The sequence below is a fragment of the Mesobacillus sp. QJM3NY_10 genome (assembly GCF_056173465.1).
Genome location: NZ_CM149675.1, coordinates 1,076,152 through 1,102,055 on the forward strand (window position 1 = coordinate 1,076,152; position 25,904 = coordinate 1,102,055).

A 25,904-nucleotide genomic window follows, 5' to 3' on the forward strand; every position below is an offset into this window, starting at 1 on the left:
GTTGGCTGGACGGAACTCTCCAAGTGTCCATTTATCCATGAAAGTGTCCTGATACTGGACACTTCTCTCTCATAAACTCTTGATTTTCATGCTAAACAGACCTGGCACGATTCTTGCTTTATATAAAACTAATAATTTTATAAAAGTGGAGGTCAAACAAAATGAAAATGAGTGAAGCAAGAGCGATTGTTACAGGCGGAGCGTCTGGGTTGGGGGAGGCGACTGTCAGGAGGATTGTAGAGCAAGGGGGGAAGGCTGCGATCCTTGATTTGTCAGTAGAACGCGGGGAGGCACTCGTAAAAGAGCTTGGGGAACAGACCGTTTTCATCAAAACAGATGTAACTAACGAGGAAGAGGTATCGAATGCGATCAACAAAGCGATTGAATCATTCGGATTAATTAACACGGTTGTTAACTGTGCTGGGATTGGGGTAGCGGGCAAACTGTTATCACGAAAAGGTGTCCATTCCCTGGACATGTTTTCAAAAGTAATTTCCATTAACCTAATTGGAACATTCAATGTCATCAGGCTTGCTTCTGATCAGTTGTCTAAGAACGAGCCTAATGAACTGGGTGAGCGGGGTGTCATCATTAATACCGCATCTGTTGCCGCATTTGACGGCCAAATCGGGCAGGCCGCCTACAGTGCCTCAAAGGGCGGTGTAGTCGGCATGACGCTGCCAATTGCAAGGGAGCTTGCTGCTTATGGTATCCGTGTCATGACAATTGCACCAGGACTTTTCCATACGCCGATGTTCGACTCGCTGCCTGAAGAAGCCAGGGACTCGCTTGGTAAAATGGTGCCGTTCCCGCAACGGCTCGGTTATCCCGAGGAATACGCCCAGCTTGCTGAGAGCATCCTGACAAATCCAATGCTCAATGGCGAAACAATCCGTCTGGATGGAGCCATCCGCATGCAGCCTAAATAAGTTTTTGGACAAATACTTGAAAATTGATCAAACTATTACGCAACTCAGAGCCTGCTCCTCATTTGGGAGCAGGTTTTTTTACGTCCAAAGTGTACCTTTGTCTAACAGTGCTTTATAATTGAAGTTATAATATTCAGAAATCTCTCGTTTAGAGGAGGGAAATGATTGATTGAATTCAAGGATATTGTGACTCCTGTCGACTGCGAGGTCACGGATGAAACAACATTGCGAGACGCGCTTGAAATTTTTAAAAAGAAGAAGTGGAATCTGCTGCCGGTGACAGATGCCGAACAGAATTTGCAGGGTGTTTTCACCCGGAGCGGACTTTATCAGATGGTTCTCGATGGCAGTCCGCTGGATGCACCAATCCAGCCATACATAAAAAAGCAAGCAAGGTCAATCCGGATTGATACCCCTTACCGGGAAATTGAGCAAATTGTAAAAACGAGCAAGGTTGGCACAGGAGTGGTGCTGGATGAGCAAAACAAGGTCATCGGTTTACTGACCAAGACAGACATGGTGAGCGCTCTCTTGAAATCTGCGAATACACTCAAGGACCAGCTGGAAACAATCCTGCAGCACTCCAATATCGGGGTACTCATGACTGACGGCGGGATGCAGGTAGTATATGCAAATGAAGCTTTTGCCAAAATCAGCGGCCGGTCTATTGATTCAATAATGTCCAGGGCGCTTGATGAAATTTTTCCAGGCTTGCTGAACGAAGGTAATACGCCTCATCATTATGAAAAATTCAAATCGATTCTTCATATCTCTTCCTATGAAACTGTAAATCATGAAGAAGGAAAAATTCTGTTGTTCCAGGATATTTCCGAATTTGAAAAAATGGCAGAAGAACTGGAGACAGTCAAAAAACTGAAGCTGACAATCGAGACGACGCTCGAGAATGCGTATGATGGAATCTTGATGACCGACGACAAGAATATGATCACAATGGTCAGCCCTCCGCTGCTCGAACTGTTCAACCTGGAAAAAACAGAAGTTTTGTATAAACCAGTTGATCAAGTACTTCCGCAACTGAAGCTTGGCAATGTATTTAGTTCGGAAATGGCGGAAGTCAGCGATTTTCACGAAATGAAAGGAATAAGATATATTGTCCATCGAATTCCAATCAAGAAGGATGGCAAGGTAATCGGAGCGATTGGAAAAGTGATGTTCCGCCAGTTGAATGAGGTTAGCGAGTTGTTCAAGAGACTTCAAAAAGCGGAGAACAAGGCAAGCTTTTATCATCAGCAGCTGCAGAAATCAGAGTCCGCAAGATTTACGTGGGATCATATATTCAGCAAAGATTCTTATATGGAAAAATTAAAGAAAAGTGCCGCCAAAGCAGCGAAAGGAAGATCCACAGTACTGGTCAGGGGAGAAAGCGGGACAGGGAAGGAATTGTTCGCGCATGCCATCCATAACAGCAGTGCCAGGAGCGATGGCAAGTTTGTTGTCGTCAATTGTGCGGCTATCCCAGAGGACCTGCTCGAATCAGAGTTTTTCGGATATGAAGAAGGTGCCTTTACAGGAGCAAAGCAGCGCGGTAAAATCGGCAAGTTCGACCTGGCGAATGGCGGGACGCTTTTCCTCGATGAAATCGGCGATATGTCACTCTCCCTTCAGGCAAAACTGCTAAGAGTCCTGCAGGAGCGAGAGTTTTACAGGGTAGGCGGGAATGTCCGGGTGAAGGTCGATGTCCGTATTATCGCCGCGACAAACCGCAATCTGGAAGAGATGGTAAAGCAGGGAGAGTTCAGGGAGGACCTTTACTACCGCCTGAATGTCATATCGTTGAATATTCCGCCGTTGAGGAATCGCGTGCAGGATGTCGAGTATTTGATCACTGGTTTAATGAAAGAATTGAACTCGATGCTGGGAACGAGCATCACGGGTATCTCATCACAGGCAATGACCGCACTCCTACGCTACGGGTGGCCAGGCAATGTACGAGAACTGAGGAATGTCCTTGAGCGGGCGATGACCTTTGCCGAGCATGGGAAAATTCAGGCTGAGGACCTGCCAGATTATCTAATCTCGCAACTATCCAGCCCGATTACCGAACAAATCAGCCTTGCGGAAGATGCCGAGCTTGGTGCTATCCGAAAAGCGCTCTCCCAGACAAACGGAAACAAAGCAAAGGCAGCAAGACTGCTGGGCATTAGCCGATCAGGCCTTTATGAAAAAATAAAGAAATACCAGCTGAGCGTTTAGGTTCGAACTGGAAAAAAACCGTGGTTTTTTCCAGTTCGCCAATAAATTCTGAAAATCGCCAATAAAATCAAATTATCGCCAATAAAGTTGTGAACTTCGCCAATAAAATTAGAATATCGCCAATAAACTTGTGAACTCCGCCAATAAAAAAATTAATGTTGCGGATCGCACTCAACAAGATTAGAATATCGTCAATAAAATCAGAATATCGATCAATAAATTTGCTGACTCCACAAAATAAAACTAAATATGACCAATTTCCTCTCAACAGGTTGTTTGTCCGGAACTTAAACGAGTAGTCGCCATCGAAGTGTCCAAACAAGGTGTCCAATTTCCGGACACTTCGATAAACATCATCAATGATTCGTACCTGGTTTTCCTGCATTTATCATTTTCGGAAAATTGGCATAATTATTGCATATAAAAAGATGAATGCGTTTTCAAATTTAACCGAGGGGGAAGTTGTGTATGGATATCGGGTCATATTTAGCGCAAAATGCAAGGAAAACACCAGAGAAGCTTGCAATCGAATGTGATGGAAGGAGCTATACGTACAAGCAGTTTAATGAGGAAGTGAACAAACTTGCCCATGGACTGCTCAGCCTGGGAATTAGCAAAGGCGAGAGAATTGCTTTAATGATGAAGAACTCCGATCAATTTGTGTTTGCTTTTTTTGCAGGAGCCAAAATCGGTGCGGTAATCGTGCCGGTGAATTTCCGCCTGACAGCATCCGAGGTCCATTACATACTGGAACAATCCGGCACTGTGTTGGTGATTTGCGATGATGAGTTCGAAGATATCATTACTTCAGCACGTGAAGGAACAAATACAGTGCATGTCATCACGACTGGAATCCCTAAAGCAGTTGGACATCATTCATTGAATCATGTCCTTTCCGATAATGTCACTAATCCGCAAATCGAAGTCAGCGATGATGATGACCTGGAAATCCTGTATACGTCCGGGACGACTGGCAGGCCAAAGGGGGCCTTGTTTGACCATAAACGAGTGTTCAATGTCGGCTTGACGATGATGATCAGTATGGGCATCAACCAGGAAGAAAGAATCCTCCATATCGCTCCGCTGTTCCATTCGGCACAGCTAAATTTATTCCTGGTTTCGGGCGTCGTCCTTGGGGCAACCCATATCATCCATCGGGATTTTCATCCGGTTACAACGCTTCAAGCGATCCAACAACATAAAATCACCCACTTCTTTGGAGTTCCGGCGATGTACAACTTTATGCTGCAGGTACCGAATGCATCTGATTACGACCTTACTTCAATCAAAAGATGCGGCTACGGCGCTGCACCAATGGCTCCGGAACTCGTCCGTAAGAGCATGGAGCTTTTCAATACTGACCAATTTTACAATCTTTGCGGCCTGACCGAAGCTGGTCCTGGCGGCATTCTGCTCGGTCCGGAAGGGCACAGGCACCACCTTGGAAAGGGAGGGAAAGCCGCGTTCCTGACCGAAGCTAGAGTGGTGGACGAAGAAGGAAAGGATATCCTGCCTGGTGCGGTCGGAGAGTTCATCATCAAAGGCGAGTCCATTATGAAGGAATACTATAAGAAGCCAGAAGAAACGGCTAAAACAATCAAGGACGGCTGGCTGTATACCGGTGACCTGGCAACGGTCGATGAAAACGGATATATCACCCTGGTCGACCGAAAAAAAGACATGATCATTTCCGGCGGGGAAAATGTGTATTCAATTGAAGTAGAAGAGGTTCTCTATGAACACCCTGCCGTGCTGGAAGCAGCAATCATCGGTCTGCCAGATGAAGTATGGGGTGAAGCCGTCTGCGCAGTCATCGTGCCAAAGCAGGATGCAATAGTTGATGAGCAGGAGCTTAAGAGCTTTTGCCGCCAAAAACTTGCAGGATACAAGGTTCCGAGAAAGATATTTATCGAAGAGGCTTTACCAAGGAATGCTTCTGGTAAAATCCTGAAATACCAGCTTCGCCAGAAACTGAATGAAGTGAAGCTTTTATAGTTTGAGAGAAAAGGGGAGATACAAAAATGAAACACCCTTATTTAACGGATGACCATGAAATTTTCCGAAGGTCACTTAGGAAGTTTTTAGAGAAGGAAGCATATCCTTTCTACGACCAGTGGGAGGAAGAGCGGATGATCCCGCGATCCTTCTGGGAGAAGATGGGGGAGCAGGGTTATCTTTGTCCGGATATTGATGAGGAATATGGCGGCAGCGAGGTCGATTGGGGATTTGCCGTTGTCATCAACGAAGAGCTCGAGCGGGTTGGATCAGGCCTGGTTGGCGTAGGATTGCATAATGACATTGTGGTTCCTTATATCACGGCTTACGGGACAGAGGAGCAGAAAAAACGCTGGCTGCCAAAATGTACGACAGGGGAAATCATCACGGCAATCGCGATGACAGAGCCAGGGACCGGGTCGGATCTGGCGAATATCCAGACGACAGCAATCCTTGATGGCGACCACTATATTTTAAATGGCCAAAAAACATTCATCACAAATGGAATTCAATCTGATTTGATTGTCGTAGCCTGCAAAACCGATCCAAAAGCGAACCCGAAGCATAAAGGGGTCAGCCTGCTTGTCGTTGAGCGGGATACACCCGGATTTTCACGGGGAAGAAAGCTGAATAAGGTGGGCTTGCATTGCCAGGATACGGCTGAACTAATCTTCGAAGATTGCCGTGTACCTAAAGAGAATTTGCTTGGAGAAGAAGGTAAGGGATTCCTTTACTTAATGGAAAAGCTCCAGCAGGAACGCCTCCTTGTTGCGATTGCCGCACAGACAGCGTCCGAGGTCATGCTGAAGCAGACAATCGAGTATGTAAAAAGCCGTGAAGCCTTTGGCAAGCCGGTCAGCAAGTTTCAGAATACGCAATTCAAGATTGTCGAGATGGCGACAGAAATTGAAATGGGAAGGGCTTTCCTCGACCAGCTGATTGCCGAGCATATCGAAGGCAAGGATGTTGTTACAAAAGTATCGATGGCAAAGTGGAAGCTGACAGACAGTGCGAAGAGAATCGCCGGGGAATGCATGCAGCTCCACGGCGGTTATGGATACATGGAAGAATACGAGATTGCGAGAAGATTCCGTGATATCCCAGTTGCCAGCATTTATGCCGGAACAAACGAAATCATGAAAACCATCATTGCTAAAAACTTGGGATTGTAGACATAGATTTGATTAACAGAAAGGAAGATGAAACATGCGTGAAGTTGTAATCGTCGAAGCTGTCAGGACTCCTGTTGGCAGAAGAAAAGGTTTATTGAAGGATATCAGGCCGGATGAGTTGGCTGCGGTGGTTCTGAAAGAGGTTGTGCAGCGCGCTGGTATCGATGCAGGAATTGTTGAAGATGTCATCCTCGGATGTGTAACACAATCAGGCGAACAAGCGGGGGATATTGCCAGGGTAGCGGCTTTGACAGCCGGCTTCCCGATTGAAGTACCGGGAACAACGATTGACCGGCAATGCGGGTCAAGCCAGCAGGCTGTCCATTTTGCTGCCCAGGCAATTCTGGCGGGGGACATGGATGTCGTCATTGCCGGGGGCGTTGAGAATATGACTCGTGTTCCAATGGGTTCTAATTACCAGGAAGCCAACCCTTTTAGTCCTAAATTAAGAGAACAACACGAGATGATCCATCAAGGACTATCTGCAGAACGGATCGCGGAGAAATACGGTTTTACCCGTCAGGAGCTTGATGAATTTTCTGCCGAAAGCCATCGCCGTGCCCTGAAGGCACAGGTGGAAGGTTATTTCAAAAAAGAAATCATGCCGCTGGAGGTCACTCTTGAAAATGGCGAAACAACTTTGATGACCGAGGATTCAGGACCGCGTGAAGGGACGACGCCTGAGGTTCTGGCAGGATTGAAAACGGTCTTCAAAGAGGATGGTGTCATCCATGCCGGCAACGCGAGCCAGATCAGTGACGGTGCCGGAGTCCTGCTTCTGATGAGTCGTGAAAAAGCCGAGGAGTTGGGCTTGAAACCGCGATTCAAGGTTCACACCAGGGTTGTCGTAGGTTCCGATCCGACGCTAATGCTGACAGGACCGATTCCGGCAACGGAAAAAGTCCTCAAAAAAGCCGGCCTGAAACTGGAGGATATTGATGTCTTCGAGGTGAACGAAGCATTCGCACCTGTACCAATGGCATGGCTGAAGGAAACTGGAGCAGACCCTGCAAAACTAAATCCGAATGGCGGGGCAATCGCGCTTGGCCACCCTCTTGGAGCGAGCGGCGCCCGCCTGATGATTTCGATGATGAGTGAACTGGAGCGAACCGGCGGCCGCTATGGTCTTCAGACGATGTGCGAAGGGCACGGCATGGCAAATGCCACTATTATTGAACGTCTAGATTAAAAGATTCCTAACATTCATTGGCGCCCAAAAACAGCAGAAGTGAGAAAAAGAGGTCACCAATGAGGGCTATTGGCGCCCGAAAATAGCAGAAGTGAGAAAAAGAGGTCACCAATAAGAACTATTAGCACCCGAGAATACCAAAAGCGAAAGAAACAGGTCATCCATAAGACTACTACTATATACAACAACTCAGTAAAGCATAAACTCGACATTTAATAGGAGGAATGCAAATGAGCACGACGATTGGCAAGATTTTTGACCTGACGGTAATGAAATTCCCGAACAAGGAAGCCCTCTATGATGTGCGTAAAAATGTCCGCTTTACTTATAGTGAATGGAATGATGAAGTGAACAGGCTTGCCAACGCGCTCCTTGCTGAAGGAGTGAAAAAAGGCGACAGAGTTTCTACGTTCACGTTCAATACTGAGGAGTTGGGTACTGCGTTTTTCGCCTGTGCGAAAATCGGAGCGGTTTTCAATCCAATCAATTTCCGGCTGTTGGGTGAGGAGGTTGCTTTTATTCTGAGCGATGCCGAGCCGAAGGTTGTTCTTTTTGAAAAGGCGGTGGAGCCAGTCATTGCAGCCATTGAAAAGCGATTCCCGCAGATTGCTTTCTGGTACATCGATGCAGATACACCAGAATATGCCCAAAGCTATCATGAAAAAGTGGAAGCTGCAGAAAATCGGCCAGTTGAGGTCGAGGTAGACGAAAACGACCTGTATGCAATCATGTACACAAGCGGGACAACCGGCAGGCCAAAAGGCGTTATGCACAAGCACCGCAATATGGTTGAGCAGAGTCTGATCGTAGTTGGTTCGACCAAACTGGGTGCGAACGATGTTGGCCTCGTGACTGCGCCAATGTTCCACTGTGCCGAGCTCCATTGTGCGTTCCTTCCGAGAATTCATGTGGGCGGCAGCAATGTTATCCTGCATCAATTCGCACCAAAGAAAGTACTTGAGCTGATTGACTCGGAAAAAATTACGAAGTTCTTTGCAGCGCCAACGATGTGGAATATGCTTTTGCAGGAAAATCTATCAGACTATAATATCGAAAGCCTGAAGCTGGGACTGTACGGAGCTGCCCCTATGGCGCCTTCGCTTGTCCGCGCCTGTCATGACCAACTTGGCATCAAGCTAGTCCAGGCGTATGGAATGACGGAAATGGGTCCAGCTATCACCTTCCTTTCTGAGGATGACCAGCTATCAAAAGCTGGTGCGGCAGGCCAAGCTTGCCTTAACCATGAGATCAGGATAGTCCGGCCGAACGAGGATGGCCCTTCAAATCCTGACGATGTCCTTCCACCAGGTGAAAGCGGTGAAATCATTGTACAGGGTCCATGTATGATGTCAGGCTACTTCAATCGTGAAGAGGCTTCTGAAAAAGCGATGTATAAAGGCTGGTACCATTCAGGCGATATTGGCTACCTGGATGAAGAGGGTTATTTATGGGTGAAAGACAGAGTGGATGACATGATCATCAGCGGCGGCGAAAACATCTATCCTCGTGAGGTAGAAGATGTTCTTCATGCACATGAAGGTGTCCTTGATGTCGCGATTGTCGGTCAGCCGGATGATCGTTGGGGCGAAAGTGAAACGGCTTTTGTCGTGAAAAAAGATCCACAGGTAACAGAAGAGGAATTGGATGAATGGTGCAAAAACAGCGACAGCCTGGCAAACTACAAACGCCCGCGTAAATACCTCTTTGTGGATGCACTCCCTAGGAATGCGAGCGGCAAGATCCAGAAATTCATGCTCAGAAAGCAAATGGAAGAATTGTTTTCAAAAGGGCAGCCGACATAATGGAAAGGTTTTTGTATCATGTTAGACGGTATTAAAATAGTAGACTTCACCAATTACATTCCCGGTCCTTTTGCGACCTTAAGGCTGGCTGAACTCGGGGCCGAGGTTGTCAAAATCGAAGCGCCCGAGGGAGATCCGGCAAGGAACACAGGCGAAGGTTATGTATTCAATGCCCATAACCGAGGCAAGAAGAGTATTGTGATCAATCTGAAGCAGGCAGAAGGAAAGATGCTGGCTCTTGACTTACTGGCCAGGGCGGATGTGGTCGTTGAGAGCTTCCGGCCAGGAGTCATGGGTAAACTCGGTCTCGGTTATGAAGCGGTAAAAAAGGTCAATCCTGGAATCGTCTATTGCTCGGTGACGGGATACGGCAAGATAGGTGAGATGAGCAGCCTGGGCAGCCATGACCTGAATTACATGAGCTTGAGTGGTGCATTGGCTCAGATGAAGGACAGCTCAGGGAGACCGGTTCATCCAACCCATACGTTTTCAGATTATATCGGGGGCATGGCGGCTAGTGAGCGAATCCTGGCCGCACTTGTAGCCCGGGGGAAAACAGGGGAAGGCAGCTATCACTGCATTTCCCTTGCTGACAGTATGGCATCATTGATGGCCAACCATGTCCTGATTGAAAAAGAAACAGGCTATCCTAATGGCGTTTCCGTTCTGAACGGTAACGTCATTGGATACGGGCTCTACGAAACGAAGGACGGCCGCTATGTCAGTCTTGGGGCACTGGAGCCAAAGTTCTGGCGCACCTTTTGCCAGGCTGTCGGCCGCGAAGATTGGCTGCCTGCTCATTATTCACAACCTGAAAACTCAAACCCTGTTTACCTCGAGCTTGTTGATCTGTTTAAAAGCAAGCCGCTCTCACAGTGGGCCGAATTCGGCATGAAGGTCGACTGCTGTCTCACACCAGTACTTGAGGCGGGAGAACTGGCCCACTACCCATACTGGAGAGAGAAGAATTTTGTAATGCCAGAAGGCCAAATCAAAATGCACGGAGATTTGCCATCGTATGAGGGAGCAGCTCCGCCGAAAAAGGGGGAACAGACAGAAGAAATTTTAAAAGATTGGCTTAGTCTTAAAAGCAGCAAAAGCTAGATTGGAAGAGCCAATATCTAGAGTCAAAGAAATATAATTGATATTTACTTCGAGAATTGTCCAGCTCCAGCGCCTAGCCCCTCGAGTCGCTTCAGTCCGCCCAATGAAGTCAAAGAACGACTTCACTGGTCGGCCCTCCAGCGCTTGTCGGGGCTGACCAAGGCGCTTGCGCTATTCTAATAAAAAGCGGAAGGGGAAATGTCGGTATGATGAATGTTCCATTGACAGTAGGATCGCTATTGGAAAGAGCAGAAAAGTTTTTCCCGAAAAAGCAGGTGGTGTCTAGGACACTGTCAGGTATTCACCGATTCACTTACAAGGAGATTGGCGAGAGGACCCGCAGGCTTGCCAGCGCACTTGAAAAGCTTGGTGTGGAAAAGGGAGACCGGGTTGGCACATTTGCCTGGAATCACCATCGCCATCTTGAAGTCTATTTCGCCGCTCCAGGCATGGGAGCTGTCCTCCATACAATCAATATCCGCCTGTCTCCTGAACATGTCTCTTACATTATCAATCATGCAGAAGATAAGGTGTTGCTTGTCGATGAGGACCTGGTGCCGCTGATTGAGCGTAGCAAGGATCAATTTAAAACAGTAGAGGCATACATCATCATGACCGACAAAGACGAACTGCCAGAAACAACATTGGAGCCAGTCTATTCTTATGAGGAACTTCTTCGGGAGGCTAGTCCGGAATTTGAATTCGTGAAAGATATCGATGAAAATGATCCAGCAGGGATGTGCTATACATCGGCGACAACTGGGAATCCTAAGGGCGTTGTTTATTCCCACAGGGGCATCGTCCTCCATAGCTTCGCGTTTGGATTGGCCGACACTGCTGCGTTGTCGGAAACCGATGTGGTATTGCCTGTGGTCCCGATGTTCCATGCCAATGCCTGGGGTCTGCCATTTGCTGCGACCTGGTTCGGCTCGACCCAGGTACTGCCTGGACCTTTGTTCACTCCAAAGCTGCTTGCTGATCTAATTGAACAGGAAAAAGTAACCATCACAGCAGGAGTGCCGACAATTTGGCTCGGCTTACTGAATGAACTTGAAAATGGAAGTTATGATACATCCTCACTGAGATCGATTGTCTGTGGTGGTTCTGCTGCGCCGCGTGGAATGATCAAAGCATTCGAAACAAAATACAAAATTCCATTCCTGCATGCGTACGGCATGACCGAGACCACTCCGCTGGCAACGGTCTCACGTCTGAAGAGCTACCAGGTCGGATTGGACGAAGATGAAATTTTAGACATCCGCTCCAAGCAAGGCCTACTCGTACCAGGCCTGGAAATGAAGGTCATCGGCGGAAATGGTGAAGTGAAGTGGGATGGCGAGGAAATGGGAGAATTATTGTTGCGTGGACCTTGGATTGCGGACGAATATTACAAGGATGAGCGTTCGGCAGATGCATTCCGTGATGGCTGGCTTTACACTGGTGATGTAGCCACGATTGATGAAGAAGGTGTTATCAAGCTAGTCGACCGGACGAAGGATTTGATCAAGAGCGGCGGTGAATGGATTTCATCGGTCGATCTTGAGAATGCCCTTATGGCTCACGAGGCTGTCTTCGAAGCAAGTGTCGTCGCTGTGCCGCACCAGCAGTGGCAGGAACGACCGGTTGCTTGTGTCGTACTGAAGGAACAATATAGAGGCAAAGTCGACAAGCAGGAAATAATAGAATTTATCGCCCCACAGTTTGCCAAATGGTGGCTGCCGGATGATGTTATATTCATGGAGGAGATCCCAAAGACCTCGGTCGGCAAATTCCTGAAACGCGCACTAAGAGACCAGTTGAAAGATCATCTGGTCCAGAACTCTTAATAGAAAAAATTCATTTAGAGCAGTATCGTCTTAATTAAACGATGCTGCTTTTTTAGTTGTAAAATACATTATGACGCCAAAAATAAAATTTAGTAACCCAAAGGCAAAATAAATTATTCTCTTTCAATTCAAAAAATTCACCAAAAGAGGTATGATAGTAAATATAAAATTCGTAAGCCGAAATAATCAAGATTGTTTCAACGGGGGTCTCATCTTCATGAGTATATTTTCATTTGTAAAACCATATCGCATCCCGATTGCGGCTGCGCTGAGCTTGATGCTCGTCGAACTGGCGGTTGAACTTGTCCAGCCGCTGCTGATGGCTAAGATTATCGATGAAGGAATTGTCGCCAGGGACCTGGATACTGTCATCAAATTAGGCGGAATAATGCTCGGGATTTCATTTCTTGCATTTGCATCCGGTATCACGAATTCATTTATCGCTGCCCATGCAGGCCAAAGCTTTGGCTATGATTTGCGTGAGAAGCTGTTCGCCAAAGTCCAGGCCTTTTCATTCACGAACTTCAGTAGCTTTCCATCATCCTCTTTGATTACAAGGATCACCAATGATGTGACACAGCTGCAAAATACATTCTTTATGAGCCTGAGGATTGCGATGCGCGCTCCGCTGTTGGTCATCGGGGGAATCATTATGGCCATGCTCGTCAATATGAAATTGTCACTTGCATTTGTCATCATTATTCCGCCTCTTTTGATTTTCCTGATATGGATTATGACAAAGGCGGCAGGCTTATTTAAAAGTGTACAAAAACGGCTCGACAAAGTGAACGGCGTCATGAGGGAAAATCTTGTCGGCATGAGGCTGATCAAGGCTTTTGCCAGAGGTGGCTATGAAGGAACAAGATTTGAAAATGCGAACAATAACCTTAAGGATAAAACGGTGTTCGCTTTAAGGGTTACCGAGGTAACGATACCAGTACTGCTGCTATTCATGAACCTGAGTGTGATTGCTGTCCTTTGGTTTGGAAAAATAGAAGTCCAGACTGGAAGCGTCTCGGTCGGTGAAGTGGTTGCGATTGTCAATTATGCAGCCAGAATCACCAGTGCTTTTTCGATGTTTTCATGGATTATCATGGTGTTATCCCGTGCCCGGGCGTCTGCTGAGCGTGTGACCGATGTGCTGAATGAGGAAATCGATCTGGAAGATACAGTAGAAAGCAGTAAGGAGTATGGGGTTACCAAAGGGGAAATTGAATTTGACAAGGTTTCATTCCAGTTTCCGAATACCAATATCCCAATACTCCAGAACCTATCCTTCTCCATTGCAGCTGGTGAAACTGTGGCTGTTTTGGGGGCTACTGGTGCCGGGAAGACATCGATGTTCCAGCTTATCCCCCGGTTATATGATGTAACGAGCGGAGAAATCCGAATCGACGGCCGGAAAATTAGAGACTTTAAACTTAAAAGCCTTAGAGAGGGGATTGGCTACGTTCCTCAGGAGGCTATGCTGTTCACTGGTTCAATCAAGGAAAATTTGGCCTGGGGTAAAAAGAATGCCACCGATAAGGAAATAATCAAGGCCGCTTCGGATGCTCAAATCCATGACACGATTGATAAACTTCCCGATCGATATGATACACTTCTCGGGCAAAAAGGCGTCAATCTGTCGGGTGGACAGAAACAACGGCTATCCATTGCCCGGGCTTTAATTAAAAATCCGAGAATCCTGTTGCTCGATGACAGTACAAGTGCGCTTGATTTAAAAACAGAAGCAAGGCTGCTTGATTCGATAAGCCAATACAAATGCACAACAGTCATCATCACCCAAAAGATCAGCACAGCTAAAGAAGCCGATAAAATCCTGTTGCTTGAAGATGGCTCCTTAATCGGATCTGGAGACCATGAGTATCTGCTGAAGCATTCTTCCTTATATCGGGCTATTTACGAGTCCCAATTCGGGGAGGTGAAGGCAGGGTGTTAAAAAAGCAGAGCAAGACTGAGCAAAAGAGTAATTCCGCAAAGGGAATAGCGCCAACGGTTAAAAGGATTTGGGCATACCTTGCAGACCAGAGGAGCCTGCTGATCCTTGTCCTATTGATGGTAGTGGCTAGTTCCGCCCTGGGCCTTTTAGGACCATTCCTGATTGGTTGGGGAATTGATGAATATTTTGCGACAGAGTCTACTGACGGATTCATCTGGTTGTTAGTTGGTCTTGGCGTTGTCTATGGTCTGCACTCTTTAAGCTTATGGTTTCAAAGCTACTGGATGATCGGGATTGCGCAGAAGACTGTATATACTATGAGGAAACAGCTTTTCACACACTTCCATAAGCTTTCGATTGATTTCTTCAACAAACGTCAGCATGGCGAATTGATGAGTAGGGTAACCAATGATATTGAGAATGTCAGCGCAACGCTGAATTCTTCCGTCATCCAGATTTTTTCGAGCGTGCTTACCCTGGTGGGAACTCTCGTTGTCATGATCTGGCTGAGCCCGTTGCTCACGCTTGTCACGATGATCATTGTGCCGCTAATGTTCATGGGAATGAAGTGGATCACGAGCCGGACAGGGAAGCTGTACAAAGAACAGCAGCGCCGGCTTGGTGAAATGAATGGGTATATTGAAGAAACGATTTCTGGCCAGAAAATCATTAAATCTTTCTCGCAGGAACCGAAAGTAATTGAAGAATTTCGCATTAAAAATAAGAAATTGAAAGAGTCAGGCTATTGGGCCCAGACCTTTACGGGGTTTATTCCGAAATTGATGAATATGCTCAACAACCTGAGCTTCACCATTGTGGCGGCAGTTGGCGGCTACTTCGCGCTTCAAGGGTACGTATCGATTGGGACAATCGTCATTTTTACAGAGTACTCCAGGCAGTTCACAAGACCGCTGAATGACCTGTCGAACCAGTTTAATACATTACTTTCTGCAGTAGCAGGAGCTGACAGGGTTTTTGATATCATCGATACAGAAGAAGAGGCGGTCGATGAGAAAGAAGCTGGCCCCCTTCAGAATATCAATGGAAAGGTCGAGTTCAAGGATGTATCTTTTTCGTATGAAAAAGGCGGAGATACCGTATCTGATTTGAATTTCAATGCTGAACCAGGACAGAGTGTTGCATTGGTTGGACCGACAGGAGCGGGCAAGTCCACGATCATCAACTTAATTTCACGCTTTTATGAACCGGATAAAGGTAAGATTTTAATCGATGGCTATGACGGCAAAAAAATTACCCGTGAAAGCCTGCGGACACAAATGGGATTTGTCCTTCAGGATTCATTCCTTTTCCAGGGCAGCATAAGGGAAAACATCCGCTACGGGAGACTGGATGCAGCTGATAAGGAAGTAGAGCATGCTGCAAAGGCAGCGAATGCCCATTCCTTTATCCAACGCTTGCCAGAAGGCTATGACACCGTGTTGAGCCAGGATGATGCTGGCATCAGCCAGGGACAAAAGCAGCTCTTGTCCATCGCAAGAGCAATCCTGGCTGATCCGTCAATCTTGATTCTTGATGAAGCAACGAGCAGTATTGATACGATTACAGAACTTAAAATCCAGGAAGCTCTCCAGCATCTGCTAAAGGGAAGAACAAGCTTCATCATCGCCCATCGGTTGAATACGATTAAAAGCGCAGACCAGATTATCGTCATTGAAAATGGGCAGATCATTGAAAAAGGCAGCCATGACGAATTGCTGGAGCAAAAAGGGTTTTACCATAGTCTTTACACAAGCCAGCTGGAAAAAAAGATGTTAATGAATTATTAGGGAGCCTTAGGGCTTTCTTTTTTTTTATTTGCTATAGTATTTCATTGCACAAGATGTGGCGTTATAGGCGGGCAACGCTTGTCGGGGCTGACCGAGGCGCTTGCGCTTTTCTTTTAAATATGACAAATTTCCCGGGCAATAGAGGATTCATGAAAAGTTTGTCGTATTCCTAATACGAGAAAGCTATCTAGTATGACGGCATCAATCCGGCTTTATCCAAACCCTCTTCGAATGGAGAAATTGAAATGCTTGCCGAGAAACTTCTTTTAAACGTCCTTATCATCCTGCTGCCAATCTTTATTCATAGTGTCCTTTTTGATAATAAAAGTGTTGGGAAATCTCCTTACTTGTGCGGGGTGCTCCAAAGTATTGCTGTGTTTCTATCTCTCATGTTTTCATTTGAGGAAGGCGGTTTGTACTGGGATCTTCGCTACGTACCATTGGTGCTTGCCTTTTTATATGGAGGCCCGATAGCGGGTGTTATGGTTCTGGTCTCCTACCTGGCAACAAGGACATTTATGGGCGGGGATCTTCTGCTCGGATATGCGAGTGGTTTTCTGGCAGCGCTAATTCCATTCTTGTTTATCAAGAAGTTTTGGACCTTCGATGCAAAAAAGAGAATTAGGACAGCAGTCCTTGTAGGGTTATGGCCTTCACTTTCAATGCTGATGATTCTTGTGGCCAATATTTTCATAAATGATGCAACAGCTGAAGATACCAATCAAATTATGATGAATGTAGCGATTTTTGGGGCAATCCAGGTCTTTGCCGTATGGGTCGCAGCGATTCTGAATGAGTCCTTGATTGAGAAGGATTTAATGAGAAAAGAGATCCTGCGCGCTGAAAAACTGAATACACTGGGTGAACTAGCTGCATCCATTGCGCACGAAATCCGGAACCCTTTAACAGTGGTAAAAGGATTCTTGCAGATGATGCATAAGCAAGAAAAAGGGGATAATTATTACTACTTGAGCCTCGTCCTGACCGAACTCGGCAGGGCGGAATCTATCATTAATGATTATCTTAATTTCGCTAAGCCTCAATTTGAAAAATTGGAAGATGCCGAGCTGGCAGAAATCATTACTGAAGTCACATTGCTTTTAGAGGCGTTTGCAGCAAAGGAAGGCGTCCAGGTGAATGTCCAGTTGGAGTGGGGGATATATGTAAAAACAGACAGAAATCAGCTGAAACAAGCTCTTGTGAATATTATAAAGAACGGGATCGAGGCTACGGATGAGGGCGGCGAAGTCAACATCAGTCAGGTCTCGGCTGGGAATGAATCATATATTGTGATTTCAGATACGGGAAAAGGAATGGACAGTGCGCAAATCGCCAGACTTGGTACATTATTTTACACAACCAAAAATAAAGGTACGGGACTTGGAACATCGGTTTCAATTAAGATCATTGAGGCTATGGGCGGTTCGATTTCGTACAAGAGCGAAATAGGAGTCGGGACAGAAGTGACTATAATCCTGCCGACATACAAGCAGAAACCATCTGATTATACTGAACAAACCCTAATGAATAATGCAATCTAAAATGTTAGCGAATTAGAAAAAGCGAACCGGAATCCGGTTCGCTTTTAAGTAACTTGCTACTCCACAAGATGTATAAAAAATCATCCATTATAAACTTTGCCGCGGTACAATTTCCACTTGACCATTTTTAAACCTAAACGACACAAGCCCTACCTCTCTTGTATCCTTACGGCTCCGAAGCCGATCCAGTGTGAATAAGTTGATACCTAAAAATAAAAAGCAGAACGCCATTAATTGTTTACATAATTATAGTTGTGATTCAAGTTACTTCTTTTTGGCGAAGCTTTATCATTATATGATATTTTCCATCAGCTGTCAATACTGATTTTACAAATGTTTGAAGTACTTACTGTTTTCGTAAATTCTCCTGTGCCATTTTTACAAGTTCCCGTACCATGCTGCCTCCCAGTCTGCCTCCAACTTTTCCTGCTTCCCTTGTAGAGAGATTGCCGTTATAGCCCTTGTTTAGAGGAACGCCAACTTCTCTTGCTGTTTCGAATTTAGCATCCTCAGCTTTCATCGTACCGGCTACCTGTGCTTTTAGATCGTCCAGTGCTTTCCTTGCTTCTGGTACAAGTATTTTATTCCTTCTTGCCATCAGGAATCCCTCCGTATTGTTAAAAAATCAGCTCCAGTTATGGATAGTATTTGATTTATTCATGTAAATTATTTAGGCCTTTTTTAATGAATAATGGTTTGTAGTATTAGCGATAAGGGTAATATTAATATTCATTATTTATCACCATACTTATCAACAGGAAAAAACACTATTTTTCGAGTACTCCACAGACTTATGCACATTATCCACAGAAAATACTAAAAAAAATTAGGTGATTAAAAATCCAATAATAGTAAGTGATTTACAGAGTTGTTCACACTATCCACATGAATGTTGATAACTGGCGAAAATAATTATTTTGAACAATTGGTGAAAGCCATTGTGTAAGCTGGTTGGAGAGCGTATAGTAAAGGTATCAAAAGTTAGTGAAAATATTCACAAATAAATCTAATGCTAACTGTTGATTCCCATTCCCCTTCCCCTTAAAAGAGAAAGCAGAATCCTGGATGGATTCTGCTTTCTCTTTTATTATGGTTATTTTCGGTGTTTTTTTGCACGTCCATCCGCAGCCCTTGATCGAGCCAGCGCTTCAAGATCAGCCTGATCAGCAAGCTCTCGGTTGAATTCCACGTCGATTCCATCTGACTTCATATTCTTGGGAACCTGAGGAAGCGAAGCTTTATTTCGGTCACGTGTTTTATGTCCATGAGAACGACCCATTCGAAAAAACCCCTTTCAGGATAAAAGTACGGAATAAGAAGCATTTCCGTACTTTTATATTTCGCAATAAAGGGGTGCTTAATGCTTAATATCTCTTTCCATTTGTATAGCCTGCTGCTCTGTCTGCCTTCTTGAATTCATGGCTGTATGTAACTTCCTGCATGCTTGATAAAGTGCTTTTGGTTTTATCACGTTTCTTTTTGTCCATTGGTTATACACCCTTTCAAAATGATTTACTTTACCAGTATTTCCTTGTTGAAAGGGATTAAACAGCATTATTTATCGAAAATTTCTTTGAGTGCATTTTCCAGTTCAGGATACTTAAACGTAAAACCTGCATGAATCAGTTTTTCTGGCATTGCACGCTGCCCTTCCAGTACAAGAATGCTCATTTCGCCCAGCAGTATTTTTAGCGCAAATGAAGGCACTGGCATCCAATGGGGGCGATTAATGACTTTGGATAAGGTTTCTCCGAAATGTTCCATCTTAACCGGAGCGGGGGCTGTGAAGTTAACAGCACCATTCACATTAGTATTCTCGATGACAAATATAATCCCGCGCACGACGTCCTCTATATGGATCCATGATAGCCATTGCTTTCCTGAGCCAATCTTTCCTCCAGCAAAAAATTTATAAGGAAGGACCATTCGAGGTAAAGCACCGGCGTTTTTATCAAGGATGACACCAAAACGGCAAAGTACAGGTCGAACTCCCATGTCTTGAACCTCGAAGGCTGAAGCTTCCCATTGATGTACTGTGTCGGCGAGGAAGTCAGTTCCCGTATTTGATTGTTCGGTAAACTCCTTGCTCAATGATGTGCCGTAATAGCCAACCGCACTTGCATTGACTAAAACAGAAGGCTTTGTGGGCAGTTCTGCAATAATCCTTTTTACCTCAGATGTTGCCTGCAGCCGGCTATCAATAATTTTTTGTTTATACTCATCCGTCCATCTGCTATTGATTGTCGCGCCAGCAAGATTGACGATAGCATCAATGCCCTCAAGCTCTTTTTCAGGCTTGTCTCCAGGGTTGAGCCATTGAACATATTTTGGGTTGCTGCTGTGTGATTCACTTGAATTCCGAGTTAATATATACACTTGGTGACCCGCCTGTATCAAATGACTGCTTAACGCTTGACCGACAAGTCCGGTGCCTCCGGTAATCGCAAATTTCATCAAGATCCTCCTCATAAAAATACTCTTGTTACTATAGTACTTCTTTTAATATGATAAACCTCCTTTGAATGTGTTAAAGTTTCATTAGAGGTGAAAATCACATGCCAGTGATTACAAAGATTTCTGCACAAAAACATAATAAGGAACGATACAGCATTTTTACCGACAGCGGCAGAGGGGAAGAGTATGCCTTCAGCGTTGATGAAGATGTGTTGATTAAGCACAACTTGAAAAAAGGGATGGAGCTCGATGACTTTTCCGTAACAGAGATGCTTTTCCAGGATGACATCCGCAAAGCCTATAATACGGCAATCAATTATTTAGCTCACCGCATGAGGTCTGAAGCCGAAGTGCGTGACTATCTGGTGAAAAAAGAAATCGCTGATCCAGTCATAAAAGAAGCAATCCATAAATTATATGAATACAAATTCCTGAATGACGAGGAGTTTGCCAATGCATTTGTCCGAACCCAGCTCAATACGACGGACAAGGGAGCCGAGGTTATTAAAATGGAATTAAAGAATAAAGGGATATCTCCCGATTTGGTCTCTAAGGCAGTAGAAGAGGTTTCGTTCGATGAACAGTTGGAAAAAGCGATTAAGCTTAGCGATAAATATGCACAAAAGAATAAGAAGGATTCTTCAAGAATCCTTAAACAGAAGATAGAGCAGATGCTTCAGCGCAAAGGGTATTCCTTCGCGATCATCCGGGCTGCCCTGGATGAAACACAAGTAGAGAAAGAAGAAGACGATGAGATGGATGCATTAAGAATCCAGGGGGAGAAGCTGCACAACAAATACAGTAAACTGCCGGAAAGGGAATACAGGCAAAAGTTGAAAATGGCGTTGTACCGTAAAGGGTTTCCAATGGAAATGATTGATGAATTCATTTCTGAAAAAGAAAATGAGGAATAAAAAAATCATGACAATGTCATGATTTTTTGGATTCTATAACAATTTCGTCTTTATCAAGATTTTCGATGATGATTTTCGCCACTTCAGCAGGAGACCGAAGTCTTGATGGGTCAGCAACATGATCGCTTTCTTCCCAGAAAGGAGTATTCATTCCTCCCATATAAGCAGCAACAAAGCGGATTCCTGATCCTTCATATTCTTTCTGCAAACTTTCTGTGAATCCTCTTACTGCGAACTTGCTGGAGCAGTAGACCGCTTCATTCTTCTTCCCGCGCAGGCCGGCGGTCGAAACGATATTGAGGACCAGTCCATCATTATTCAATTCCAGGTAAGGGAGGATGGCTTTCGTCATCTGGATGGTACCGAAGACGTTAGTCTGGAACATCTCTTCAATTTCTTTATCGGAGATCTCTGAGAATGGACCGAAATAACCGAGACCTGCATTGTTGACGAGTCCGTAAATCTCATATTTTTTGCTGATTAATAATGCTTTTTCCTTGATATCCTCCAGATTTCGGAGGTCAAGCACAAGGTCTGTTGCACTTCCACCTTTTTGTTCGATCTGGTTTTGTACTTTTTTTAGCGTATCTTCAGTTCTTCCTGTTAGGATCAAATGGTAACCTTGCTTGGCCAAAAGAAGCGCTAGCTCCTTCCCAAGGCCAGTACCGGCACCAGTCACAATGATTGCTTTCATGATAGCCTCCTTAAGATAACATGCTATAATTTAGTTATAACTTAACTGCTTGAATGATAATAGTAGCTTGCTTCGAGATGGCTAAAACAAGCAATGGAAAAAACTAAAACGAAAATAATCCAGGAGTGAATATAAATGGGCAGAGAAAAAAGATACAGCGAGTTATCTGAATATGAATTAAATCAGGAAATTGCCAGTCTCCGTGACAAGGCTAGGAAAGCAGAACAAATGGGGATGGTCAGTGAGCTTGCCGTATATGAACGAAAAATAGCCATGGCCAAATCATACATGCTGAACCCGGATGATTTCAAGCCCGGAGAAACTTATGGGATCGATGGGGACCCAGGAACCTATTTCAAAATTGATTATATGAATGGAGTATTTGCCTGGGGGGCGCGTCTAAATGGTGACGGAAGAGAAGAGGCTCTGCCAATTTCCCTTTTGTTGAAATTGGAGCAAAACCAGATTTAAGTATCTGGTTTTGCTCCAAGGACTCTTTCAGGTAAAAGCTTCTTAATGGTCTTTTATGACCGCTGATGTGTCATCTTCACGGTGAGATGAGGCGTACATCCGCTCCTGAGGATGAGTATTGATGGTACCATCAGCTCTTCTTGAAGCATATTCTGCTTTTGCCCGGGGTTCGCCCTCGAGCTTATTGTTGTTCTGGTTTGGGAAGTTGGTTACTTTATTTCGCATAGTGCCCTCCGTGACGGGTAAAATTACGTGTATAAAAGCTGCACGCATTTATAGTATTTGATAAATACAATCATTCATAACTACATTAAAAATTGGCAAAGGGTGATCACGATTGCAAGAAACTTATGAGAAGCTGGCAAGCCTGCTTCAGGAAAAGAACAATGGCATCACTTATGAACAGGCATTGACATGGGTAGAGCTTTTATGGGGAGACTTCGAGTCAACCTACGCAAAGGCCGGACATGAATATATGGGCAGCGAAATGACCGAAAAGGTAGTGCGCCAATGGATTGAAAATTACGGCGGACAGCTTCATGAATTTGTTGCCAGGAATCCGAAGTATAAGCACTTACTGAATGCTGAGTAAACATCTCAAAGAGAATCTCCTTTTTCGGAGATTTTTTTTTATGAGATTATTTAAAGATCAGTAAAATACGACTATGTGCCCGTGGAGAAGGGAAATCCGGAGTGACGGTCACAAGAAGAGCAAACATGTGCCCGTGAAGAAGAGGATCCTGGTATGACGGTCATATTTAAGGATATCTAGTCGCATACGTGACTGCTGACCGCGCCAACTTCCAGCTCAACAATAAGTATCGGCCATTCTACCATGCCAAAATCCACATAGAAAAAACCGGGCAAAACACGCCCGGTCCTACCCTTCTCCAGGAAGGAACTCCAATTTCTTTCTTAGTTTTTCCTCACTGTAAATCCATCCAGTATACGAACTGAGGATTTCGAGATCCTTGCTGAGATTCACGACAGCGACGAATGGATAATGCCCGTTGCTGCGGTAGCGCAGGTCAATGAACCTGACTTCGTAATAGTCATCATATTCATCGCATTCCCAGCGGTAGACTGGTGAGAAAGACAGGAACGCTGACAGGTTCTTGTCTTTTTTTGCTGCATCCAAGACCGCAGTTTCCGGGACAGGTACACGATTGAATTGATCGAGTATCCTAACATGATGCTTGTGCCCGCGTCCGACAAAGAACTGATGCTTATTCATCACAGCCACTCGCCAATGATTGAATTTCATTGTTGGGGCGATGATGATCTCTGTAGCATCCGGTACAATATGTTCAACTGCCCGTCGGATTCGAAACTTCATGATAAAGCGATAGATATAGTAAAACACCAGGATGGCATAAATCATTAAAAAGGTATATCCAGGGTGATATCCAAATGCCCAGAGGAACAAACCGACGACATGAAGCGCAAAAATAATCGGGTCAAATGTATTGATTATCCCCAGGGCGACCCATTTCGACGAAAAAGGACGCAATGCCTGTGTCCCATAGGCATTGAAAATGTCGACAAAAACATGAAGGAAAACGGCAATAAATGTCCAAATCCATAAATGAAGCAAATTTGCTTCTGGGTAGAAAAAGTAGATTGTCCCAGAAATAAGCAGCGGCCACAGGAGGACTGCTGGAATCGAATGGGTAATGCCGCGGTGGTTCCGTATATAGACAGCATTATTCCTCAACTTCAAAACAGTATCGATATCAGGGATTTGCGAGCCCACAAGTGTAGCAATCAGCACGCTTGATGCAGTGGCGGTGCTTCCGCTGACAGCAGGATCAAGCGTGGCTAACCCGCCAAGAGCGAATCCCATCACAACATGGGTTCCAGTATCCATGGGAACATCCTCCTTTATAAAAGATTTCTGTCACTCATAACCAACGTTTGGCAGGTAAAAGTCCTTGTCACAATACGAATAATAGTTTACTTTTAAAGGGCTGTATCAATCAGTCCGTTTACGAAACACATAAAGGAGCTGACTAAATTGATTCAGATGATCGTCCAGTATGAAGTAAAGCAAAATCTGATCAGCCAATATCGTGAAACAATCAATAAAATCTCAACAATGCTTCCTGATTTTGAAGCGGACATGTTTTCGTGCAGCCAGTCGGACGAGCAGAATATTTTTATTGAATCATTCTATGTCCCGACTGAAGCCCATTACCATGCATTGAAAAAAATGCGGCTATCTCGGAACCATTCGGTCTTCGGCATCCTCGAGGACTTTGTCCCGGGCGGGTTGGAACGGATGGGATTCATGGCGATAAAGCAGAAGCGTTAATATTATATTCCCAAATTTCCGGAAAGTTTAACACCTGGAGGAACGAAAGTGGCAACTGACATCAAGAAATGTATAGATAAAATGGATATAAAATCCTTTCAGGATGACTTGATAGGATGGTTTGTAAGTGAGCAGCGAGAACTGCCATGGAGAAAGGACCAGGATCCTTACAAAGTGTGGGTATCAGAAATCATGCTCCAACAAACTAGAGTAGATACTGTCATCCCTTATTTTAATCGATTTTTGGAAAATTTTCCAACGATAAAGGCGCTAGCTGACGCTGATGAAGAAAAAGTCCTCAAAGCATGGGAAGGACTCGGTTATTATTCCCGAGTCCGTAATTTACAATCCGCAGTTAAAGAAGTAAATGAAAAATACGGCGGAAGAGTCCCAGATTCTCCGAAAGAGATTTCGGCTTTAAAAGGTGTTGGCCCATACACTGCCGGAGCGATCCTGAGTATTGCCTATGGAAAACCTGAGCCTGCGGTCGATGGAAATGTCATGAGGGTATTATCCCGGATTTTGTTGATATGGGAGGATATCGCCAGACCTGCGTCACGTAAAATTTTTGAAACCGCAGTGAGGGAATTGATATCACATGAAAACCCCTCCTATTTCAATCAGGCGTTAATGGAGCTTGGAGCCTTAATTTGCACACCGACCTCTCCTTCCTGCCTGCTTTGTCCGGTCAGGGAACACTGCGAGGCATTCCATGAAGGGGTGCAAAAAGAATTGCCGGTAAAAACCAAGAAGAAAAAGCAGAAAAATGTACAGCTTGCTGCCGGGATTTTCAGTGATGGTGAAGGAAGGATCCTAATACGGAAAAGACCTGGAACCGGCTTGCTGGCGAATTTGTGGGAGTTCCCTACTGTTGAGCTGAGCCTCGACTTCCAGAGACAAAGAGACCAGCTGGCTGAGCATTTTGAAGAGAACTATGGCTTAACACCGAAGATAGGTGATTCCATAGGCGAAATCGACCATGTATTTTCGCATTTGGTATGGAACATGCAGGTATTCAGTGGACGATTTTCGGGAGAATTCTCCGAGACGCCACAGCTAAAATTGGTTACCGAGAAGGAAATCAAAGAGTTTGCCTTTCCGGTACCATACCAAAAAATGCTGAAGCAGTATCTGGAATATAAAAAGGCTGACTAACCATTGAGGTTAGCAGCCTTTTTCATATCAATCATAACTTACTTTCGTTCCATGCGTATAATCCGCTTCGCCGCGGTTCAAACCGCCCCGGCTTTCGATTTCTTCAACGATTTCCCTGTGGATTGTCTGTCCTTCGACGTTCAGGTAAGGAACCATTTGCTGGAGGGAATGATGGAAAAAAGCAAGCTCACTATCCTTCCAATCAGTTTTGGGCATCATCGATAATTCAGTCATATCGCGGCCTACATACATCAGGAATCATCCTTTCGTGAGAGTATCAATCTAAAGAATAGTGTTTTCAGTACCGGAGGTTTTTATCAAAGATTTCATGGACAAGGAGCATATCCTTATTGTCTTATATACCTGAACAGGCTAAAATGAAACAAAATTAAGGTTCTTCTTTT

Annotated in this window: 24 protein-coding genes; 16 read left to right on the forward strand and 8 right to left on the reverse strand. The window is 45.0% G+C overall.

What is annotated here, in order from left to right; translation table 11 throughout:
- The first annotated feature begins 161 nt into the window (after positions 1-161).
- From AC0VX7_RS05405 to AC0VX7_RS05455, 11 genes are all read left to right on the forward strand, one after another.
- Positions 162-929, forward strand: a complete 768-nt coding sequence (locus tag AC0VX7_RS05405) for a 3-hydroxyacyl-CoA dehydrogenase (RefSeq protein ID WP_475427015.1) — start codon at positions 162-164, stop codon at positions 927-929.
- Between the two features lie 165 nt (positions 930-1,094).
- Complete coding sequence (locus tag AC0VX7_RS05410; RefSeq protein WP_475427016.1) at positions 1,095-3,143, forward strand: sigma 54-interacting transcriptional regulator; 2,049 nt, start codon at positions 1,095-1,097, stop codon at positions 3,141-3,143.
- 468 nt (positions 3,144-3,611) lie between these two features.
- Entirely contained in the window at positions 3,612-5,138 is a 1,527-nt protein-coding gene (locus AC0VX7_RS05415) for a class I adenylate-forming enzyme family protein (protein WP_475427017.1), read from the forward strand.
- A 26-nt stretch (positions 5,139-5,164) separates the two neighbouring features.
- Entirely contained in the window at positions 5,165-6,310 is a 1,146-nt protein-coding gene (locus tag AC0VX7_RS05420) for an acyl-CoA dehydrogenase family protein (protein WP_475427018.1), read from the forward strand.
- Positions 6,311-6,344: 34 nt separating this feature from the next.
- Positions 6,345-7,499: a thiolase family protein gene (locus AC0VX7_RS05425; RefSeq protein ID WP_475427019.1), complete on the forward strand. Its 1,155-nt coding sequence runs from the start codon at positions 6,345-6,347 to the stop codon at positions 7,497-7,499.
- 230 nt (positions 7,500-7,729) lie between these two features.
- Entirely contained in the window at positions 7,730-9,301 is a 1,572-nt protein-coding gene (locus AC0VX7_RS05430; protein ID WP_475427020.1) for a fatty acid--CoA ligase, read from the forward strand.
- An 18-nt stretch (positions 9,302-9,319) separates the two neighbouring features.
- Positions 9,320-10,405, forward strand: a complete 1,086-nt coding sequence (locus AC0VX7_RS05435) for a CaiB/BaiF CoA transferase family protein (RefSeq protein WP_475427021.1) — start codon at positions 9,320-9,322, stop codon at positions 10,403-10,405.
- A gap of 206 nt (positions 10,406-10,611) precedes the next feature.
- The gene (locus AC0VX7_RS05440) at positions 10,612-12,231 is read left to right on the forward strand and encodes a long-chain fatty acid--CoA ligase (protein WP_475427022.1); all 1,620 of its coding nucleotides are present in this window, start codon (positions 10,612-10,614) and stop codon (positions 12,229-12,231) included.
- Positions 12,232-12,448: 217 nt separating this feature from the next.
- Positions 12,449-14,173 carry an ABC transporter ATP-binding protein gene (locus tag AC0VX7_RS05445; RefSeq protein WP_475427023.1) on the forward strand — a complete coding sequence of 575 codons (1,725 nt, stop codon included), beginning with the start codon at positions 12,449-12,451 and terminating at the stop codon, positions 14,171-14,173.
- Positions 14,167-15,960, forward strand: coding sequence for an ABC transporter ATP-binding protein (locus AC0VX7_RS05450; protein WP_475427024.1), 1,794 nt, complete (start codon positions 14,167-14,169; stop codon positions 15,958-15,960). The genes AC0VX7_RS05445 and AC0VX7_RS05450 overlap by 7 nt, the downstream gene beginning before the upstream one ends.
- Before the next feature lie 245 nt (positions 15,961-16,205).
- Positions 16,206-17,501: an ATP-binding protein gene (locus AC0VX7_RS05455; RefSeq protein ID WP_475427025.1), complete on the forward strand. Its 1,296-nt coding sequence runs from the start codon at positions 16,206-16,208 to the stop codon at positions 17,499-17,501.
- Between the two features lie 346 nt (positions 17,502-17,847).
- Here the strand turns inward: AC0VX7_RS05455 and AC0VX7_RS05460 are convergent, their stop codons facing one another.
- The 4 genes from AC0VX7_RS05460 to AC0VX7_RS05475 all read right to left on the reverse strand — a co-directional run bounded on the left by AC0VX7_RS05460 (position 17,848) and on the right by AC0VX7_RS05475 (position 19,955).
- On the reverse strand, positions 17,848-18,099 hold the full coding sequence (locus AC0VX7_RS05460; protein WP_475427026.1) for a small, acid-soluble spore protein, alpha/beta type: 252 nt from the start codon (positions 18,097-18,099) through the stop codon (positions 17,848-17,850).
- Between the two features lie 495 nt (positions 18,100-18,594).
- On the reverse strand, positions 18,595-18,780 hold the full coding sequence (locus AC0VX7_RS05465; RefSeq protein WP_041967972.1) for a YfhD family protein: 186 nt from the start codon (positions 18,778-18,780) through the stop codon (positions 18,595-18,597).
- 85 nt (positions 18,781-18,865) lie between these two features.
- On the reverse strand, positions 18,866-18,988 hold the full coding sequence (locus AC0VX7_RS05470) for a YfhE family protein (RefSeq protein WP_475427027.1): 123 nt from the start codon (positions 18,986-18,988) through the stop codon (positions 18,866-18,868).
- Positions 18,989-19,055: 67 nt separating this feature from the next.
- Positions 19,056-19,955, reverse strand: coding sequence for a TIGR01777 family oxidoreductase (locus tag AC0VX7_RS05475; RefSeq protein ID WP_475427028.1), 900 nt, complete (start codon positions 19,953-19,955; stop codon positions 19,056-19,058).
- 101 nt (positions 19,956-20,056) lie between these two features.
- Between AC0VX7_RS05475 and recX the strand changes: the two genes are divergently transcribed.
- Positions 20,057-20,869: a recombination regulator RecX gene (gene recX / locus AC0VX7_RS05480; RefSeq protein ID WP_475427029.1), complete on the forward strand. Its 813-nt coding sequence runs from the start codon at positions 20,057-20,059 to the stop codon at positions 20,867-20,869.
- Positions 20,870-20,885: 16 nt separating this feature from the next.
- Here the strand turns inward: recX and AC0VX7_RS05485 are convergent, their stop codons facing one another.
- Positions 20,886-21,563, reverse strand: a complete 678-nt coding sequence (locus tag AC0VX7_RS05485; protein ID WP_475427030.1) for an SDR family NAD(P)-dependent oxidoreductase — start codon at positions 21,561-21,563, stop codon at positions 20,886-20,888.
- A 135-nt stretch (positions 21,564-21,698) separates the two neighbouring features.
- Between AC0VX7_RS05485 and AC0VX7_RS05490 the strand changes: the two genes are divergently transcribed.
- Entirely contained in the window at positions 21,699-22,034 is a 336-nt protein-coding gene (locus AC0VX7_RS05490) for a YfhH family protein (RefSeq protein WP_214911191.1), read from the forward strand.
- A 42-nt stretch (positions 22,035-22,076) separates the two neighbouring features.
- On the opposite strand, the gene AC0VX7_RS05495 is transcribed toward AC0VX7_RS05490, so the two are convergent.
- Complete coding sequence (locus AC0VX7_RS05495; protein ID WP_023625563.1) at positions 22,077-22,259, reverse strand: small, acid-soluble spore protein K; 183 nt, start codon at positions 22,257-22,259, stop codon at positions 22,077-22,079.
- 112 nt (positions 22,260-22,371) lie between these two features.
- Here AC0VX7_RS05495 and AC0VX7_RS05500 point away from each other — a divergent pair, with 112 nt between their 5' ends.
- The gene (locus tag AC0VX7_RS05500) at positions 22,372-22,626 is read left to right on the forward strand and encodes a YfhJ family protein (protein ID WP_475427031.1); all 255 of its coding nucleotides are present in this window, start codon (positions 22,372-22,374) and stop codon (positions 22,624-22,626) included.
- A 288-nt stretch (positions 22,627-22,914) separates the two neighbouring features.
- Here AC0VX7_RS05500 and AC0VX7_RS05505 read toward each other — a convergent pair whose 3' ends face one another.
- A complete protein-coding gene (locus AC0VX7_RS05505) occupies positions 22,915-23,901 on the reverse strand; it encodes a metal-dependent hydrolase (protein ID WP_475427032.1) in 987 nt (328 codons plus the stop codon).
- Between the two features lie 147 nt (positions 23,902-24,048).
- Here AC0VX7_RS05505 and AC0VX7_RS05510 point away from each other — a divergent pair, with 147 nt between their 5' ends.
- On the forward strand, positions 24,049-24,345 hold the full coding sequence (locus tag AC0VX7_RS05510) for a hypothetical protein (protein WP_475427033.1): 297 nt from the start codon (positions 24,049-24,051) through the stop codon (positions 24,343-24,345).
- Between the two features lie 81 nt (positions 24,346-24,426).
- Complete coding sequence (gene mutY / locus AC0VX7_RS05515) at positions 24,427-25,500, forward strand: A/G-specific adenine glycosylase (RefSeq protein ID WP_475428088.1); 1,074 nt, start codon at positions 24,427-24,429, stop codon at positions 25,498-25,500.
- A 27-nt stretch (positions 25,501-25,527) separates the two neighbouring features.
- On the opposite strand, the gene AC0VX7_RS05520 is transcribed toward mutY, so the two are convergent.
- Positions 25,528-25,752: a hypothetical protein gene (locus AC0VX7_RS05520; protein WP_475427034.1), complete on the reverse strand. Its 225-nt coding sequence runs from the start codon at positions 25,750-25,752 to the stop codon at positions 25,528-25,530.
- Positions 25,753-25,904 lie beyond the last annotated feature (152 nt).

Bases quoted from the DNA above. Each gene is read 5' to 3' on its own strand.
- AC0VX7_RS05405 (WP_475427015.1), top strand. From the start codon at position 162: ATGAAAATGAGTGAAGCAAGAGCGATTGTTACAGGCGGAGCGTCTGGG.
- AC0VX7_RS05415 (WP_475427017.1), top strand. From the start codon at position 3,612: ATGGATATCGGGTCATATTTAGCGCAAAATGCAAGGAAAACACCAGAG.
- AC0VX7_RS05420 (WP_475427018.1), top strand. From the start codon at position 5,165: ATGAAACACCCTTATTTAACGGATGACCATGAAATTTTCCGAAGGTCA.
- AC0VX7_RS05425 (WP_475427019.1), top strand. From the start codon at position 6,345: ATGCGTGAAGTTGTAATCGTCGAAGCTGTCAGGACTCCTGTTGGCAGA.
- AC0VX7_RS05430 (WP_475427020.1), top strand. From the start codon at position 7,730: ATGAGCACGACGATTGGCAAGATTTTTGACCTGACGGTAATGAAATTC.
- AC0VX7_RS05435 (WP_475427021.1), top strand. From the start codon at position 9,320: ATGTTAGACGGTATTAAAATAGTAGACTTCACCAATTACATTCCCGGT.
- AC0VX7_RS05440 (WP_475427022.1), top strand. From the start codon at position 10,612: ATGATGAATGTTCCATTGACAGTAGGATCGCTATTGGAAAGAGCAGAA.
- AC0VX7_RS05445 (WP_475427023.1), top strand. From the start codon at position 12,449: ATGAGTATATTTTCATTTGTAAAACCATATCGCATCCCGATTGCGGCT.
- AC0VX7_RS05455 (WP_475427025.1), top strand. From the start codon at position 16,206: ATGCTTGCCGAGAAACTTCTTTTAAACGTCCTTATCATCCTGCTGCCA.
- AC0VX7_RS05460 (WP_475427026.1), bottom strand. From the start codon at position 18,099: ATGGCAAGAAGGAATAAAATACTTGTACCAGAAGCAAGGAAAGCACTG.
- AC0VX7_RS05465 (WP_041967972.1), bottom strand. From the start codon at position 18,780: ATGGGTCGTTCTCATGGACATAAAACACGTGACCGAAATAAAGCTTCG.
- AC0VX7_RS05470 (WP_475427027.1), bottom strand. From the start codon at position 18,988: ATGGACAAAAAGAAACGTGATAAAACCAAAAGCACTTTATCAAGCATG.
- AC0VX7_RS05475 (WP_475427028.1), bottom strand. From the start codon at position 19,955: ATGAAATTTGCGATTACCGGAGGCACCGGACTTGTCGGTCAAGCGTTA.
- recX (WP_475427029.1), top strand. From the start codon at position 20,057: ATGCCAGTGATTACAAAGATTTCTGCACAAAAACATAATAAGGAACGA.
- AC0VX7_RS05485 (WP_475427030.1), bottom strand. From the start codon at position 21,563: ATGAAAGCAATCATTGTGACTGGTGCCGGTACTGGCCTTGGGAAGGAG.
- AC0VX7_RS05490 (WP_214911191.1), top strand. From the start codon at position 21,699: ATGGGCAGAGAAAAAAGATACAGCGAGTTATCTGAATATGAATTAAAT.
- AC0VX7_RS05495 (WP_023625563.1), bottom strand. From the start codon at position 22,259: ATGCGAAATAAAGTAACCAACTTCCCAAACCAGAACAACAATAAGCTC.
- AC0VX7_RS05505 (WP_475427032.1), bottom strand. From the start codon at position 23,901: ATGGATACTGGAACCCATGTTGTGATGGGATTCGCTCTTGGCGGGTTA.
- mutY (WP_475428088.1), top strand. From the start codon at position 24,427: ATGGATATAAAATCCTTTCAGGATGACTTGATAGGATGGTTTGTAAGT.
- AC0VX7_RS05520 (WP_475427034.1), bottom strand. From the start codon at position 25,752: ATGTATGTAGGCCGCGATATGACTGAATTATCGATGATGCCCAAAACT.